The organism is Longispora fulva, assembly GCF_015751905.1.
Lineage (GTDB): Bacteria > Actinomycetota > Actinomycetes > Mycobacteriales > Micromonosporaceae > Longispora > Longispora fulva.
The window spans coordinates 713,548-729,393 of the sequence record NZ_JADOUF010000001.1 but is presented as its reverse complement, the minus strand read 5'-3'; the positions used below and the strand labels follow the sequence as shown (position 1 = coordinate 729,393).

Genomic DNA, 15,846 nt, shown 5'->3' with positions numbered 1-15,846 from the left:
CGACCTGAGCGCGTACCGTGCGGCGGGATAGCGAGCCAGAGATCCGTCTCACGCGGCAGGCGGGAGGCCCGATGTGCGTCCAGGCGAACGCGCGCGGTCTCCACGCCCACTTCCCCGTCGTCCGGTCAAGAACACCCACGCTGGGGGTCGTGGCCTGCTCGCATGCTCAGTGCGCCCCCGAGGAGAAGGGCCGCGATGACCGTCGCGAGCGGGACGGTCCAGGATCCCGTCGCGCCGTGGAGGACGGCGGCGAGTGCGGGGCCGGTGGCGGCGATGAGGAAGCCGCAGGTCTGGGCCATGGTCGACAGCGCGGCGACATGCTCGTGATCGGTGCCCCGGCGGGCGTAGAGCACGCCTGGGAGGGACTGTCCGGCACCCAGGCCGATGCCGAGAACGGCGGCCCACAGTGCCGACGGTCCGGTCGGGGCGAGCAGCAGTCCGGTGAACCCGACGGCGCTGACCAGGACGGTACCCAGAATGTGCGGGCGCTGGTCGGGCCGGCGTGCGGCGAGGACCGGGGCGATGAAGCCGCCCGCGGCCACGCCGAGGATGAGGACCGCCTGGCAGACTCCGGCGGCGGTCCGGCTGGTGCCGGAGGCGATGAGGACGGACGGCAGCCAGGCGAGGGCCGTGTAGAACGCGAGGGTCTGGATGCCGAAGAACGCCGTCAGGCTCCACGCCAGCCCGGTGCGGGCCACGTGCCGGCGCGGCGCGGCCGCATCGGTTCCCCCGGTGGTGGGCCGGGGCCGGCGGGCGCGGGCCTGCGGGGCGATGCCCACGGCGGCGAGCACGGCGGGTACGACGGCGAGGCCGATCGCGAGCTGCCAGGATCCGCCGGACGCCTGGGCGACGGGCGCGACCATGGCGGCGACGATCGCCGAGCCGACGCCCATCGACAGCGCGTAGACGCCCATCATGGTGCCGACGTGCCGGTGGGGGAAGCGGGCCCGGACGAGGACGGGCACGAGCACGTTGACGATCGCGATGGCGAGGCTGACGACGACGGTGCCGACGTACAGGCCCGGCATGCCGATCGTGCGCACGATCGCGCCGGCGACCAGGACGACGCTGGCCCACAGCAGGCCGCGCTCCTCGCCGAGCCGGCGCCGCACCAGCGGGGCGAGCGGGGCGAACAGGCCCATGCACAGCGGCGGGAGCAGGCCCAGCACGGTCACCGCGCCGGAGCTGAAGTGGGCGACCGGGGCGAGCGGCCCGATCTGCCCGAACGCGACCCGGGTGTTCAGGCTCAGCAGCACGAAGCCGACGACAAGCAGCGCACCCGCCTTGGGGGTGTGGCCGGCGGATGCCGGCGGTGGGGTTGTGACGCCGGAGGAAGAGGTCGGCATGGGACGGTCCTGCCCTTCGAGGCGGAAGTTAGGATGTCCTCATCGTTCACGCTCAAGTGCACTTGAGCGCAAGGAGGCACCGTGGAGCCGCTGTTCTCGATCAGTGAGGTGGCCAAGGCGTTCGGCCTGTCCGTGCCCGCCCTGCGCTACTACGAGGAGCGCGGCCTGACCGGGCCCGCCGTCCGGCGCGGGCGGGTCCGCTACTACGACCACGCCGGCCTGCAGAGGCTCGCGTACGCCCAACTGTGGCACAACGACGGCCTGATGCCGCTCGCCGACACCGCGGCCGTGATGGACAGCGAACACGTCGCCGATCGGCGCGCACTGATCACCGAGCAGCGGGAGCGGATGCTGGCCCGCATCGCCAGGCTCACCCGGGCCGCCGCTGTCCTGGAACACCTGCTGGCGTGTCCCGACGACCGGCCGCTGGACTGCCCGGTGACCGGCGCCTACATCCGCGCCCGGGTCGACGCCGCCCTCGCCGGCGAGGAGTTCACTGACGACTTCCTACCGAGCCATGCCGGCAAGCGGCAGCAGCAACCCGTGAGGCCCGAAGCTCAGTAGCCGGTGCCCTCCTCGACCGGTCAGGACGGTGCCTGGCCTACTCCAGGTGTCCTGTGGGGACTGAGACACCGGGTGTCGGCGCGGCCAGTGGCCAACGGCAGGTCGTCGGCGCCTCAGACGAGTGGCCGGACGCGGTCAACCATTCAGTGCCTCGAAGTCCTCTGCCGTGATCGTGCCGCCTTCGTTCGAGCTGTAGTCCACGGCGAGTCGCCAATTGCCGTCCTGCTTGCGGGCGATCGTGTGGAAGCTGCCGTAGACGGAGCGCTGTTCGTCGTTCGTGGTCAGGTTCAGTCGGTAGACGCCCCGCTCGGAGGCGAGATCGGACGTGATGTGGCGTTCGGAGAAGCGGAACTGCAGGTCGACCTTGGTGCCCAGGGCCGACATCTCGGCAAGGAACTCCCCGGTGCGCCGCGTGTACTCAGCCAGCCCGCCGAGCCAGCCGTGGTCCGCCTCGACCCGGATGACATCCGGGGTGTGCAACGCCATGTGGGCTGCCAGATCGCCGGCCGCGAAGGTCGCGCTGAACGGATGCCAGAACTCGCGGTCTAGTTCGGTGCGGGGATCAGAAGCCATCGTAGGAGGCTAGCTGAGACGCCGTGGCCGCTGGGCCCGGCAACTCCAGGGTGGTCCCCGGCGGTCGTGATCGAGGCATCCATGTGCCCACGGCCGCGATCTCGGACCGGGCCGTCGCGTCCTGGCACCTTCGCGCCGGGCACCTTGGTGCCAGCCCGTAGGTAGTGACAGCCCTGTTGTGCTCCGGCAGGCTTATGCACATCGGAAGCGCCACCCCAAACCGGGGCGGAATGCCGATAAGCCAATCAATGAGCCAATTACGTCAACGGGTGGAGTCTGTCCATGTCCAGGATCGTCGCACTGTCGCTCACCGCGGTGAGCCTCACCGGCTTCGGCGCCGCGATGAGCCCGGACCGCTCCACCCGGTCGTTCACCGTCGCCGACAGTTACGGCCTGGGCGCACCGAGCCTGGGCGTTTCGATCCGCGCCGGACCCGACCGCAGGTGAATCTCCACCTCGCCCCAAACGAAGCCACCGCACCAGGTGCCACACGCGACCTGTGCACCCTCCGCGACACCCCGCGCTCTCCCACTGGCGTCTTGCCAACCGATTCCTCTAAGGACACCCCTTGAACAAGCAGATCCGACGTGCCTTCGCGGCTCTCGTCGCCACCACAGCCCTCACCAGCGGCCTGCTCAGCGCCGTCAGCCCGGCGCACGCCGCCACCGCGAGCGACGTGGCCAGCTTGGCCCGCGCCAACGAAGGTCGGCACTACTGCGACACCAACAGCCTCGGCGGCAGCGGCTTCCAGGGCCCCCAGGAAAACAGCTGCACCGGCTTCCCCTGGTGCGCCGACTTCGCCGGCTGGGTCTGGGCCAATGCCGGCGACCACTCCATCGACGTCAACACACTGACCCAAGGGTCCTGGACGTTCTACAACTACGGCAAGAACCACGGCACCCTGCACACCGACCCGAACTACCGGCCACAAATCGGCGACGCCGCCGTCTACAACGCCACCGTCGACGCCAACGGCTACGCCAGCCACGCCGACCACGTCGGCCTCGTCACCAAAACCAACACCGACGGCTCCATCGAGATCACCAACGGCAACTTCGGCACCGACAACACCACCTCCACCGTCCTCACGGAGGTCATCTCAGCCGCCCAGGTCCCCGTCGGCAGCTACCAGAGCGGCGAAGGAAAGACCGTCAGCGCCTACGTCTCCCCCTCGGGGCTCGCCGCACTGCCACCGTCGTCGTCCAGCTCGCCGCTCCAGGTCTCCGGTGACTTCAACGGGGACGGCCGCGCGGACATGGCGATCATGTACCGCCGTGGTGACGGCAGCATCCAGCCCATCACCGCGCTTGGCGACACCGCAGGCCACATCGGCGGCTTCGACCTCGGTGGCACGACGATCCCGGCCGGCGCCTGGGACTGGAACTCCTTCCAGGTGTACCCCGGCGACTTCAACGGCGACGGCCGCACCGACCTGGGCGTGATGTACAAGCAGGCTGACGGGCGTATCTCGTTCATGCACGCCATGGCCGACACCACCGGGCGCATCGGCACCTTCAACAACGCCGTCACCATCGCCGCCGCAGCAGGCTGGGACTACAACGCCATCCGCCTCACCACCGGCGACTTCAACGGCGACAAGCGCACCGACGTGGGCCTCCTGTACCACCACGCCGACGGTGCCATCGACGTCCTGACCGCCCTGTCCGCCAGCTACAACGGCGACCTCACCAACTTCACCGGCAACACCATCCCCGCCAGCGCCGGCTGGGACTGGAACGGCATCAAACTCACCTCCGGTGACATCAACGGTGACGGTCGGGCCGACATGGCGATCATGTACCGCCGTGGTGACGGCAGCATCCAGCCGATCACCGCACTCGGTGACACCGCGGGTCACATCGGCGGCTTCGACCTCGGCGGCACCACCATCACCGCCGGCGCCTGGGACTGGAACTCCTTCCAGCTCTACCCCGGCGATTTCAACGGCGACAAGCGCACCGACCTCGGCGTCATGTACAAGCAGACCGACGGCCGCATCTCCTTCATGCACGCCATGGCCGACACCACCGGGCGGATCGGCACCTTCAACAACGCCGTCACCATCGCCGCCGCAGCAGGCTGGGACTACAACGCCATCCGCCTCACCACCGGCGACTTCAACGGCGACAAGCGCACCGACGTGGGCCTCCTGTACCACCACGCCGACGGTGCCATCGACGTCCTGACCGCCCTGTCCGCCAGCTACAACGGCGACCTCACCGGCTTCACCGGCAACACCATCCCCGCCGCCGCCGGCTGGGACTGGAACGGCATCAAGCTCGCCTGACATACGACACACAGCCAAGGGCGCGGACCACACGGTCCGCGCCCTTCTGGCCGCAGCCGAGGAGCGTCCCCTGGCTACTGATGAGCACCTCATCACCGGGACCGACATGCCGCCGAAGGAGACGATCGGCCCGCGAACCGAGACGAAAGTTCCTGCGGCGACCCGCCCGTGCCCTGCACGATGGAAAGCGAACCGTCACGGTGACGACGGCGCGCTCGTTCGCGGATGCCTGGCCAGCCGTTTCGGGACGGTCACGTTCGCCGAGCGGGCCCAGGTCCTCGCACTTTTTGACAACATTTCCATGGACGGCCACCGCGCGTCCCACAGAACGGATGGGGGCGCTCCGGTGTCTGGTTCTCGGCGAGCCCTGACCGGCCTGACGGTGCTGCTGGCGGTGGCCGCCTGCACGTCACCGACCGGCCCGGCCGGCGCTCCCGGTCCGAGGTCGCCGGGCTCACGGACGATCGTGGTTTCGGCGTTGCCGTCGGCGGAGACCGAGCGGCAGCGACTCAACCGTAGTTTCCAGCTGGCGGACTTCCAGCCCACGGGCTGGTCGGTGCCCGCCAGTACCGCGCTGACCGTCACCGTCGACCGGCCGGACGGCAGCCCCGTCCCGGACCTGGTGGTCGGAGTCCCCGGCCTGGGAGGCTCCAACGCCGAGGCCCGCAGCTACCCGCTGCGGGGCAGGACGACGACGATCACCGACCCGGCCGGCGGAGCGCTGCATGTGCGCACCAGCTCGAACATCACGGTGACCCTGGGCGAGTCCGCGAAACCCCTTCCCTTGTACCGGCTCGGCACAACCACCCCGGAGCAGTGGCGCGACGTCCTCGCCTCGACGGGTGACTCACCGATCGCGCAGCTGGCCAGCAGGCACGTCGTCCTCACCGTGACACTGCCGAAGGCCCGCGAGCACGCCGCGGAGGCCGCCGGGCTGATGGCCGCCTACGACCAGATCGTCGGGATCGAGGACACGATCAGCGGTCAGCCCGGCCCCGACGACCGCGACAAGGTCAGCCCGCTGCTCTACTACATCTCCGAAGGCAAAGCGGACACCAACCCCGACGCCAACGACTACAGGGTCCACTGGCCCGCCGACCTCATGGACGACATCCTTACCCCTGCCGGGGCGCGCTCGGCGTGGGGCCTGTGGCACGAACTCGGCCACCTGCACCAGCAGTCCTCCTGGGAGTGGGACGCCGTCACCGAGGTCACGGTCAACGTCTACTCCCTCGCCGTGGAACGCGCGCTGCGCACCCCGCCGCGCCTGACCGAGGAGAAGTCCTACGACAGGGCCCGCGCGTTCCTGGCTCTCCCCGACGCCCGACGCGACTACAACGCCCTCGCCGAGGACCGGGCCGGCCACGAAGCCGAGTACTTCACCATGCTCGTGATGTTCGAGCAGCTCCGCCTCGGCTTCGGCGAGGACTTCTATCCGAAACTGCACCAGGCGGCCCGCGCGGCGACTGACACCGACACGAACACGACGCGGTACCTCATGGTCACCGCCTCCCGGGTCGCCGGCGCGGACCTCACCGGGTTCTTCACCCGCTGGGGCCTGCGCCCCGATGCCGACACCCGAGCCCAGATCGCCGCACTCCGTCTCCCCCAGCCACGGCAGGACCTCACCACGCTGCACGCTTCCTGACGTCAGGCCGTCCGGGCGCCTCGCCCGAGCCATGCCTGGGCGCCGTCACGACACTCGCGCCCCCGACATCACCCGCTTGTCCGGTGAATACCCGACATGTCCTGGCAGGGCCGGGCTGCCAGGCTCGACGGAGCTGACCGTCCGGCAGCCCGATGAGAGGAACGTCGATGCTGACCAAGAACATGCTGCGGGGAGCGGTAATGGCCGCCGCCACCGCTGTCGTACTCCTCGGCGCGAACCCCGCCTCCGCCGGTGGCGGCGTGATGGAGGCCGGGGTCTGGCAGACCCAGCAGGAGTGCGACAACGTCCGGTACCAGTACGAGGAGTCCAACCAGTTCACCTTCGCCTGCACCTTCAAGGACGCGCCCGCCGTCCCGGGCTGGTACTTCAGGCACTTCTACATCTGGTGACAGCCCCGCCCGCGGTCAGTAGGTGATCGTGTGCCGGGTGAGGATCGCGCGGGCCGGGCCTGTGGTGCCCAGCCCGACGGCCGGCCGGTCCACCATGAAGTACGCCCGGAAGTCGGCGCTCTTCCGCCGGGTCATCAGCTCGACGGTGCGGTCCCAGTTCCCGCCGTCGGGGCCGTCGGGGGCCCACAGGTCGAGCAGGCACGCGCCGACCCGGCCCTGCACCGTGTCCCCGGCGTCGTAGTCGCGGGTGTCGCGGTCGTTGCGGATCTGGTAGGTCCCGCCGTTCTCGTCCACGTACCGCTGGTCGCCCAGGGTGTAGGCGGCCACCGCGTCGGCGAACCCCTCGGTCCACGCGCAGGACCGCGAGCTGCTGCGGTCCACCATGTGGTTGTCGCACCCGGTGACGTCGGGGAACGTGTGGTTGTGCAGCTGCCACTGCCACCAGTGCCCCGCCTCGTGCAGGACGAGGTGCTTGGAGTCGGTCATGGCGCCGGCGAGGATGACCCGCATGGTGTCGCCGAGGTCCCAGTATCCGGCGTCGTCGGTGTCGCGCTGTTCCCACACGACGGTCAGCAGGTCGCAGTGGCCGGTCGGCTGGTGCCGGGTCCAGCACTCCGATGTCGGGTTGGCCCGGCGGGCGTACAGCAGGGTGAGGGTGTCGGCCACGTGCCAGGCGTTGCGGATGTCCGCCGGGGCCTGCACCGGGCCCAGGTCCACGGTGCCGGCGAGGTCCCGGCCGGGCGTGGCGAAGGAGTACACGTCGTCGCCGTGCCGCTCCCTGACCACCCGCCACAGTGGCCCGGTGGAGTCGAACCGCACCTCGGCCGCGCGCACCGGCCCGTCAGCGCAGGCCCGAAACGCCCCGGAACCCGGGTCGGTCCGGCCCGCCGCCAGCCGGTGGGTGGCCTTCTCGACGCCCGTCGCGCCCCACAGTTCCCAGCCGGCGTCGCGGGCGGGCGCGGTGGTCAGCGGCTTGGCCGGACCGGCCTCAGCGTCGGCGAACTGGTACCGCAGCGCGCCGGTCAGGCAGGACCGGCCCTGGTCCGCCGCCGGGGCGGACCCCGGCGACGAACAGGCCGCCAGGACCAACATCCCGACGAGCGCCCCAACGGTGATCCGGCGCCCGACCCGCGTCCCCCGTCGGACCAGCGGCCCGACCCGGGTCACGACACCGGCACACCGGACCAGGAACATGCGGTCAGTCACGCGTCTCTCCTCCGGTGTGCGCCCGCTGCGGACCGCCACCGCGCTCCTCCGCCGCGCCGTGGCCCCGGTAGCTTTCCCGGCCCCTCACGCGCGGTGCTATATCGCATTTCACATTTCCCGTTACCCGCCGGTGTTGGATTTCTCGATGTCGACCACACCTGACGTTCACTGCCATAGTGCGACCCGGCCCCGTGTCCAGGGAACACGACCGTGATCCCCGTAATCGGATGAGTGGGTTGAAAGCGCATTCATCACCAGCATTTTGGAATATCCAGTACGCACCAGTAACTTAGGATCGTTCTCATGGGCGTGACCGACGACGCACCGTTCCACACGGCACTGCGGTGGGCGATCGCCGCCCGGGGTCTGAGCCTGGACCGGCTGCACGAGCGGCTCGTCGACCGCGGCCTGGCCGTCAGCGTGTCCACGTTGAGCAACTGGCAGCGCGGCATCAGCAGGCCCAGGAGCCCCGACGCCCTGCGCGCGCTCGCGGAGCTCGAGACCCTCCTGGAACTCCCCCACCAGGCCCTGCGGAAGCTGCTCGCCGCGCCCGCGGGCTCGCGCGGACGAACTCCACTGGTGCCCGGCACGCCCCGACTGCCCGCCCGGCGGCTGAGATCCGCCCTGGGCGCACCCGCCGACCCCGACGTCGACATCCTCAGCGTCCACGACGACGTGACCGATGTCGGAGACAACCGCTTCGAGTCCACGGTGCGGCTGGTGTTCCGGGCCAGACAGAGCGGCGTCCAGCGTTATGTCGTCCTCCAGCACACCCAGAGCGACACGCTGCCCACGATCCGGGCAGGCCGCGACTGCGCCCTCGGCCAGACCCGCGTCGACCCGGCGGAAGGGCTCGCGGCGGCCGAACTCCTGTTCGCGCCCCTGGGCAAGGACGAGACGTACGCGCTCGAGTACCACCTTGCCGGCAGCAGTTCCGAGCACTACTACGGACGGTGGTTCCCCACCGGCGGGCCCCACTACGAGATGACGCTGCGGATGGGACCGGGGGTCACGGTCTCGCACGCCTACCGGATCTGGCGCATGGACACCCTCGCCTCGCACAAGGACGTGACCGAACTCCGCCTGATCGGCGGGACGCTGGCCCACCTGGTCCTGTTCGACCTGCAGCCCGGCTTCCACGGCATCCGGTGGACCCGCTGACGGTTACCTCCGGGTACTGGATTTTCAGATCGGTCATGATTCGCCCCGCGCTGGGCCCGTGTGCGCCATCCCCGCGTCATCGACGGTATTCCCTTGATCGCAGAACGGGCCGCACGATGTCGACTGCCTCTCTCACCCCTCACGCAAGGAGCAGGACATGCGCACAAGACTCGTATTGGCGGTCGCCGTCGTCGCCGCGCTCGCCACCGCAGGAACCGGGGCCGCCGTCGCGGCCGGTGGCACCAGGGCGATGGCCGCGACCGGGGTGCCCCGGCCGGATCACGTGGTGATCGTGATGTTCGAGAACAAGGACCGCTCGGCGATCATCGGCAGCCCCGACGCGCCGTACACCAACTCCCTGGCCGCGCAGGGTGCGAACTTCAGCCGGTCGTTCGGCGTCACCCACCCCAGCCAGGGCAACTACGTCGCCCTGTTCTCCGGCTCCCGGCAGGGCGTGACCGACGACAGCTGCGTGCCAGGGTTCACCGACAAGGCCAACCTGGGCGCCCAGCTCATCGACGCCGACTACACCTTCACCGGGTACTCCGAGGGCATGCCCTTCGACGGCGACACCGACTGCGACGACGGCCTGCCCGCGCCCCTGTACGTGCGCAAGCACAACCCGTGGGTGAAGTTCGACAACGTGCCCTCCGACAGCAACCTCACCTTCGACAGCTTCCCGACCGACTACACGCGGTTGCCGACCGTGTCGTTCGTGGTCCCGGACATGTGCGACGACATGCACGACTGCCCCGTCAGCACCGGCGACACCTGGCTGAGGGACAACCTCGACGACTACGCCCAGTGGGCCCGGACCCACAACAGTCTGCTGATCGTCACCTTCGACGAGGACAACTTCAGCTCCGTCAACCAGATCACCACCCTGTTCGTCGGCGAGAAGGTCCGACCCGGGGAGTACACCCAGCAGATCAACCACTACAACGTCCTGCGCACCATCGAGGACGCCTACGGGCTGGCCCCCATCAACAACGCGGTCAACGCGGCCCCGATCACCGGAGTGTGGCGCTGACACAAGGGAGGTCCGGGGTCCCCTCGGACCTCCCATCACCGCGAAGTTACCCGTAGGTGTTGAACATCTACTGTCCCCCCATTGGCCGAACCTGCGTCTTTGTTCAGGTGCTGTTAATCCGGATCCTCCTACGCTCCTGGCTACTTCCATCCCCCCTCAAGGAGTACGCCATGGAGCGCACAACGCTTCGGCGCGCCGTGCTGGCCGGTACCGGGATCGCCCTCGTGGGCGGCGTCCTGGCGGTACCACTGATCAGCGCGGCAGCCGACCCGAGACCCGTCAGCCCGTCCACAGCGGTGCGCGACGCCCGCAACACCCTGTCCGCGCACCGCGCCGAACTGCACGCCGGAGCCGACGACGCGTTCGAGCCCCGCGACGCGATCGTCGACCCGAACGGCACCCGACACGTCCGCTTCGACCGGACCTACCGGGGCCTACCGGTCCTGGGCGGGGACACGATCGTGCACAGCGCGCCGGGCGGCCAGTTCCGGGACGCGACCGTGACACTGCCGACGGCACTGAACCTGTCGACGCAGGCCACCGTGCCGGCGGCACGGGCCGCCGACGCCGCGTCGGCCGCGTTCACCGGGCACACGGTGCGGGCCACCCCGCAGCTGGCCGTCGACGCGACAGGCGCCCGACCGGTGCTCGTCTGGCGGGTGGGCGTCGACGGCGTCGGCTCCGACGGCGGTCCGAGCCAGCTCACCGTGTACGTCGACGCGACCACCGGCCAGGTGCGCCGGTCCTCCACCCAGGTCACGAGCCTGCTGGCCCGCAAGCCCGGGACCGGCGCACGGACCACCGCGGCGCACGCGACCCAGACCGCGCTGGTCCCGGGCAGCGGGAAGGGGTACCACGACGGCGACGTCACGGTGTCCACCACCCGGCGCGCGGACGGCCAGTACGAGATGAAGGACCCGGCGCGGGGCAACGGCGAGACCCGCGACGCCGGCGACGCCGACGCCCCGGGCGGCGCACCGCCGGCCGGCTGGGGCACGGCCATCACCGACGCCGACAACGCGTGGGGCGACGGCACCGCGGCCAACCGGCAGACGGCCGCCGTGGACGCGCACTACGGGATCCAGGCCACCTGGGACTACTACAAGTCCACCCACAACCGCTCCGGCATCAGGAACGACGGCGTGGGTTCGCGGTCCTTCGTGCACTACGGCACCAAGCTGGACAACGCGTACTGGATGGACGAGTGCTTCTGCATGGTCTACGGCGACGGGGCCAGCGGCTCCAGCCCGCTGACCTCCCTCGACGTGACCGGGCACGAGATGAGCCACGGCGTCACCGCCGCGACAGCCAAACTCGACTACGGCAACCCCGACGCGGGCGTCTACGTCGAGTCCGGCGGCATCAACGAGGCCAACAGCGACATCTTCGGCACCCTGGTGGAGTTCGCGGCGAACAACCCGGCCGACGTGCCCGACTACCTGATCGGCGAGAAGATCAACATCTTCGGCGACGGCAGGCCACTGCGCTACATGGACGACCCCGCCAAGGACGGCAGCTCCAAGACCTGCTGGTACCCCGGCATGGGCACCTCCATCGACCCGCACCTGTCCTCCGGAATCGGCAACCACCTGTTCTTCCTCCTCGCCGTCGGCTCCGGCACGCGCACGGTCAACGGCGTGTCCTACAACAGCCCGTCGTGCGGCGCGCCGGCGGTCAACGGCATCGGCAACGACAAGGCCGGCAAGATCTGGTACCGGGCACTGACCACCTACATGGTGTCCACCGAGACGTACCCGTTGGCCCGGGTCTCCACGATCAGGGCCGCCAACGACCTGTACGGTGCGGCCGAGTGCGCCGCCGTGAAGGCCGCGTGGACCGCCACCGGTGTCGGGGCCCAGGCGGGCGAGCCCGCCTGTGCGGGGACCCCGACCCCGGCGGGCAGCCCGAGCCCCTCCCCCGTCGGCGGCTCGTGCGCCGCGACCCAGGCCGTGCCGAACCCCGGCTTCGAGGCCGGCGACACGCCGTGGACCGCCTCCCCGGGCGTGCTCGGCGCGTTCGCCGACCAGCCGGCGCACTCGGGCACCCGCGACGCGTGGCTCAACGGGTACGGCACCGCGCACACCGACTCGCTGTCCCAGCAGGTCAAGGTGCCCTCGGGCTGCACGACCGTGACCCTGTCGTACTGGCTGCACGTCGACACCGCCGAGACGGGCGGCACCGCGTACGACACACTGACCGCGACGCTGGGCACCAAGGCGGTGGGCAGCTACTCCAACGCGGACAGCAAGGCCGGGTACACGAAGAGGACCTTCGACGTGTCCGCATTGGCCGGGCAGACCGTGACCCTGGCCTTCCAGGGGGTCGAGGACTCCTCGTTGAAGACCAGCTTCGTGCTCGACGACATCACGATCGACGCGTCCGGCGGCTCGACCGGCCCGACGCCGAGCCCGACCCCTCCGGTGGCGGACGGCACCCGGACCCCGTACAACGCCGCCTACGACGTGAAGCTGACCAGCGACGCGACCGGGGCGAACTGGACCGGCACCGAGAAGGTCACCTTCACCAACGCCTCCGACAGCCCCCTGGACAAGGTCGTCCTGCGGCTGTGGGACAACTGGCGCAACGGCTGCACCGGCACCCCGATCACGGTCGGCAACGTCACCGGCGGCACCGCCGCCACGCCCACCGTGAACTGCACCGCGCTGACCGTCACCCTGCCCGCGCCCCTGGCCAAGGGCGCCTCGGGCAGCGTGTCGTTCGACCTGTCGATCGCGGTGCCGGACGGTTCGGACCGCTTCGGCCGCGACGGCGCGTACTCCTTCGTCGGCAACGCGCTGCCGGTGCTCGCGGTGCGCGACGCCGCCGGCTGGCACCTGGACCCGTACACCAACAACGGCGAGTCCTTCTACACCCTGGCCAGCGACTTCACCGTCGTCCTCGACCACCCGTCGGCGCTGCGGATCCCGGCCACCGGCACCTCGACCACGGCCCCCGGCGGCACGGGCCGCACCGTGACGACGGCGACCGCGAAGAAGGTCCGCGACTTCGCCTGGGCCGCCGGCCCGTTCAGCACCTCCTCGGTCACCTCACCCGGCGGGGTCACGGTGCGCACCTGGTGGACCAGCGGGATCACCGCCTCCGCCGCCGCCGGGGCGCAGGCCACCGCCGCCGCGGCGATGGACGGGCACGCCAGCCGGTTCGGGGCCTACCCCTACGGCGAGGTCGACGTGGTGCTGCACAGCAACTTCTGGTTCGGAGGCATGGAGTACCCGGGAGTCGTGTTCACCCAGGCCACTGCCGTCACCCACGAACTCGGCCACCAGTGGTTCTACGGCATCGTCGGCGACGACGAGTACGCCAACCCCTGGCTCGACGAGGCGTTCACCGACTACGCCACCGACCTGCAGGACGGCATCGACGGCGCGGGCTGCTCGATCAGCTGGGAATCGGCGGCGGAAAAGCTGACCAACTCGATGGGGTACTGGGACCAGCACTCCACCCGCTACGCCACCGTCGTCTACGGCTACGGCAAGTGCACCCTGCACGACCTGCGCCGGGTACTCGGCGACACCGCGATGGCGAACCTGATGCGCGAGTACGCGCAGGCACACTGGTACGGCGTGTCCACCACCGCGGAGTTCAAGGCGGCGGCGCAGGCCAAGACCAGCACCGACCTGACCAGCTTCTGGGCCAGCCACCGCGTGGAGAGCTGAGCGACACCGTGGCCGAGGGCTCAGTCGTCCTCGGCCACGGCGCATTCCCGACGCCGCCCTGGTCACCGCGCCTCGTCACAGTGACCAGGGCGGCGAACATCGCTGCCCCTCCCAGCTGTCACCAACCCGCCCCGAAAAGCTCCCGGTAGACAATGCGGCCCAGGGCTCGGCGGCCTCTTTGACAGGGTGCGACGCCCCAAGAGCACCACGCCCGAGGCCAGGAAGCCTGAGCCACTGTCCTTGGCTGTTCTTCCGGCCCATGTGCGGCGTTCACCTCGACACGGCGCTCCTGAAGGCTGCGGCGCGAATGATCTTGGCGGCGTCCACGCGCGCTCGTGGGGTTCAGGACCAGCGCGTGACCTGATGACGCCGGTGAGTCCTCACCGGTGCGGCAGGCCGTGGAGCGATGCGGAGAAGAGAACAACGGGGATATGAGAATCAGGAGAATCGGCCGGGCTGTCGCCCTGGGCGTGGGGCTGGTGGCGGTCGCGGCAACCGGTGTCACCCTGGCGGGCGCGACCGGAAGCTCGGCAGCGGACCAGATCGCCGCACCAGTGTCCGTTCCGCTCGGCAACGATGCGATGACCTACGCGGTCAGTGCCGGCAGCGACCTGCCGGAGAGTCTGACGAAGGTCCAGCTACAGCGGATCTACCGCTGCTACACCACACAGATCAGCGGCAACCCGGTCCGGCCCGTGCTGCCTCGCCGGGGCTCCGGACTGCGGACCGAGTGGCTGCGGGAGATGGGCATCGTGGAGGCCGACGTGACCAACAACGACTACCCCTGCCTCACCGACCTCGGCGGCTCGGTGCTCCCCGACGACGGGCGAATCCTGGACGCGAACCCCAGCTACATCGTGCCGTTCTCCGTCGGCCAGTACATCGTCCAGGCCAACGTCGCGGCGGCCCGTGACCAGTTGGGTGTGACGGTCGTGGACCGTCGGGGCACGGCGATCCTCGGCCGGATCGACAATCAGTCCCCGATTGTCGGCGGTGCGGTGAACCACGGATTCCCGGTCACCCTTCGGACCTGTCGGGTGGTCTCGACCACGCCGGCCGGGGGCGGCTCCATGGCAGAGATGCTCTCCGACGACAGCTGGACCACCTGCAACGTCGAACTCTCGGTGGGTGGCAGCGGGGCGCACGTGACGGAACTTCTGCAGCTGAGGTACCCCGTATGACTGGGTCGAGGGTCCTCAGCCGGCTCGTTGCGGCGTGCCTCGCGCTGGCTTTCGCCCTCGGGCTGGCGGCCGTGCCGGCGTACGCGAGCGGCTTCCATTACGTGAAGGTGCCCGGCCGGACCACTCTGTGGAACGAGAACAACGGGGTGGACTTCACACTCGACAGCGGCGGCTGCACGTACAACGCGAAATTCGCCGTGGTCGCGGAGGGCCGGATGCTGGCCAAGCAGGTCTACGTCCTCGGCACACTGATACGCGGCCCGCAGGTCGACGGAGCGTACTACTGCAACATCTCCATCTCCGCGTCCTTCTTCAACTCGATCACCAACGAATGGGGATCCGCCACCCACACCTATCTCTGGTGGAACAACGCGATCTCGGGAAACCATAAGGGTGAGACCCCCAGCATCTGGCTGCGGCAGAGGCTGGACGGCGGCATGGAGGACCCGAACCTCGAGCTACACCCGGGTTGGACCCTGCAGAGTATGGAGTTCTCCGTCCTCCGGCAGGACCTGCCCGCCGCGGACCAGAAGTTCCTGTCGGTCTTCTACGACACCCGGATGTGCCAGGGCGGTGGCGGCCGCTTCGTCTGGGACTGCGGCTGGTACCGGGTGGCCGACTGATCGTCGGCGGTCACCCCTGCTCTGGGGGTGACCGCCGGCAGGTCACACAGGGTTCCCGCGGCTGGAAACGGGACGGTAGAAGATAAGCGGGACGATCCATATGGGCATGGACCACCGCTGGCGGCGACATCCTTGATCAGGTG

13 protein-coding genes are annotated in these 15,846 nt (G+C 69.9%); 10 read left to right on the top strand and 3 right to left on the bottom strand.

What is annotated here, in order from left to right; all coding sequences use genetic code 11:
- Positions 1-125 precede the first annotated feature (125 nt).
- Positions 126-1,346: an MFS transporter gene (locus IW245_RS03195; RefSeq protein WP_197001703.1), complete on the bottom strand. Its 1,221-nt coding sequence runs from the start codon at positions 1,344-1,346 to the stop codon at positions 126-128.
- An 81-nt stretch (positions 1,347-1,427) separates the two neighbouring features.
- Here IW245_RS03195 and IW245_RS03190 point away from each other — a divergent pair, with 81 nt between their 5' ends.
- A complete protein-coding gene (locus tag IW245_RS03190) occupies positions 1,428-1,910 on the top strand; it encodes a MerR family transcriptional regulator (RefSeq protein WP_197001702.1) in 483 nt (160 codons plus the stop codon).
- Positions 1,911-2,045: 135 nt separating this feature from the next.
- Here the strand turns inward: IW245_RS03190 and IW245_RS03185 are convergent, their stop codons facing one another.
- The gene (locus tag IW245_RS03185) at positions 2,046-2,483 is read right to left on the bottom strand and encodes a YybH family protein (protein ID WP_197001701.1); all 438 of its coding nucleotides are present in this window, start codon (positions 2,481-2,483) and stop codon (positions 2,046-2,048) included.
- 282 nt (positions 2,484-2,765) lie between these two features.
- Here IW245_RS03185 and IW245_RS03180 point away from each other — a divergent pair, with 282 nt between their 5' ends.
- The 4 genes from IW245_RS03180 to IW245_RS03165 all read left to right on the top strand — a co-directional run bounded on the left by IW245_RS03180 (position 2,766) and on the right by IW245_RS03165 (position 6,828).
- On the top strand, positions 2,766-2,930 hold the full coding sequence (locus IW245_RS03180) for a hypothetical protein (RefSeq protein WP_197001700.1): 165 nt from the start codon (positions 2,766-2,768) through the stop codon (positions 2,928-2,930).
- A 121-nt stretch (positions 2,931-3,051) separates the two neighbouring features.
- Positions 3,052-4,770 (top strand): CHAP domain-containing protein, encoded by a 1,719-nt coding sequence (locus IW245_RS03175; protein WP_197001699.1) that lies wholly within the window; start codon positions 3,052-3,054, stop codon positions 4,768-4,770.
- A 346-nt stretch (positions 4,771-5,116) separates the two neighbouring features.
- On the top strand, positions 5,117-6,418 hold the full coding sequence (locus IW245_RS03170) for a M60 family metallopeptidase (protein ID WP_197001698.1): 1,302 nt from the start codon (positions 5,117-5,119) through the stop codon (positions 6,416-6,418).
- A gap of 167 nt (positions 6,419-6,585) precedes the next feature.
- The gene (locus IW245_RS03165; RefSeq protein WP_197001697.1) at positions 6,586-6,828 is read left to right on the top strand and encodes a hypothetical protein; all 243 of its coding nucleotides are present in this window, start codon (positions 6,586-6,588) and stop codon (positions 6,826-6,828) included.
- Between the two features lie 15 nt (positions 6,829-6,843).
- On the opposite strand, the gene IW245_RS03160 is transcribed toward IW245_RS03165, so the two are convergent.
- On the bottom strand, positions 6,844-8,034 hold the full coding sequence (locus IW245_RS03160; RefSeq protein ID WP_197001696.1) for a hypothetical protein: 1,191 nt from the start codon (positions 8,032-8,034) through the stop codon (positions 6,844-6,846).
- A 303-nt stretch (positions 8,035-8,337) separates the two neighbouring features.
- Here IW245_RS03160 and IW245_RS03155 point away from each other — a divergent pair, with 303 nt between their 5' ends.
- From IW245_RS03155 to IW245_RS03135, 5 genes are all read left to right on the top strand, one after another.
- A complete protein-coding gene (locus IW245_RS03155) occupies positions 8,338-9,195 on the top strand; it encodes a helix-turn-helix domain-containing protein (RefSeq protein ID WP_197001695.1) in 858 nt (285 codons plus the stop codon).
- Between the two features lie 157 nt (positions 9,196-9,352).
- Positions 9,353-10,225 carry an alkaline phosphatase family protein gene (locus IW245_RS03150; RefSeq protein ID WP_197001694.1) on the top strand — a complete coding sequence of 291 codons (873 nt, stop codon included), beginning with the start codon at positions 9,353-9,355 and terminating at the stop codon, positions 10,223-10,225.
- Positions 10,226-10,395: 170 nt separating this feature from the next.
- Entirely contained in the window at positions 10,396-13,899 is a 3,504-nt protein-coding gene (locus IW245_RS03145) for a M4 family metallopeptidase (RefSeq protein ID WP_197001693.1), read from the top strand.
- Positions 13,900-14,330: 431 nt separating this feature from the next.
- The gene (locus IW245_RS03140) at positions 14,331-15,080 is read left to right on the top strand and encodes a hypothetical protein (RefSeq protein WP_197001692.1); all 750 of its coding nucleotides are present in this window, start codon (positions 14,331-14,333) and stop codon (positions 15,078-15,080) included.
- Positions 15,077-15,703, top strand: coding sequence for a hypothetical protein (locus tag IW245_RS03135; RefSeq protein WP_197001691.1), 627 nt, complete (start codon positions 15,077-15,079; stop codon positions 15,701-15,703). Before IW245_RS03140 ends, IW245_RS03135 begins: the two co-directional genes overlap by 4 nt.
- Positions 15,704-15,846: the final 143 nt, after the last annotated feature.

Excerpts from the sequence above, each read along its gene's own strand:
- IW245_RS03195 (WP_197001703.1), bottom strand. The coding sequence starts at position 1,346 with ATGCCGACCTCTTCCTCCGGCGTCACAACCCCACCGCCGGCATCCGCC.
- IW245_RS03185 (WP_197001701.1), bottom strand. The coding sequence starts at position 2,483 with ATGGCTTCTGATCCCCGCACCGAACTAGACCGCGAGTTCTGGCATCCG.
- IW245_RS03180 (WP_197001700.1), top strand. The coding sequence starts at position 2,766 with ATGTCCAGGATCGTCGCACTGTCGCTCACCGCGGTGAGCCTCACCGGC.
- IW245_RS03165 (WP_197001697.1), top strand. The coding sequence starts at position 6,586 with ATGCTGACCAAGAACATGCTGCGGGGAGCGGTAATGGCCGCCGCCACC.
- IW245_RS03155 (WP_197001695.1), top strand. The coding sequence starts at position 8,338 with ATGGGCGTGACCGACGACGCACCGTTCCACACGGCACTGCGGTGGGCG.
- IW245_RS03150 (WP_197001694.1), top strand. The coding sequence starts at position 9,353 with ATGCGCACAAGACTCGTATTGGCGGTCGCCGTCGTCGCCGCGCTCGCC.
- IW245_RS03145 (WP_197001693.1), top strand. The coding sequence starts at position 10,396 with ATGGAGCGCACAACGCTTCGGCGCGCCGTGCTGGCCGGTACCGGGATC.
- IW245_RS03140 (WP_197001692.1), top strand. The coding sequence starts at position 14,331 with ATGAGAATCAGGAGAATCGGCCGGGCTGTCGCCCTGGGCGTGGGGCTG.
- IW245_RS03135 (WP_197001691.1), top strand. The coding sequence starts at position 15,077 with ATGACTGGGTCGAGGGTCCTCAGCCGGCTCGTTGCGGCGTGCCTCGCG.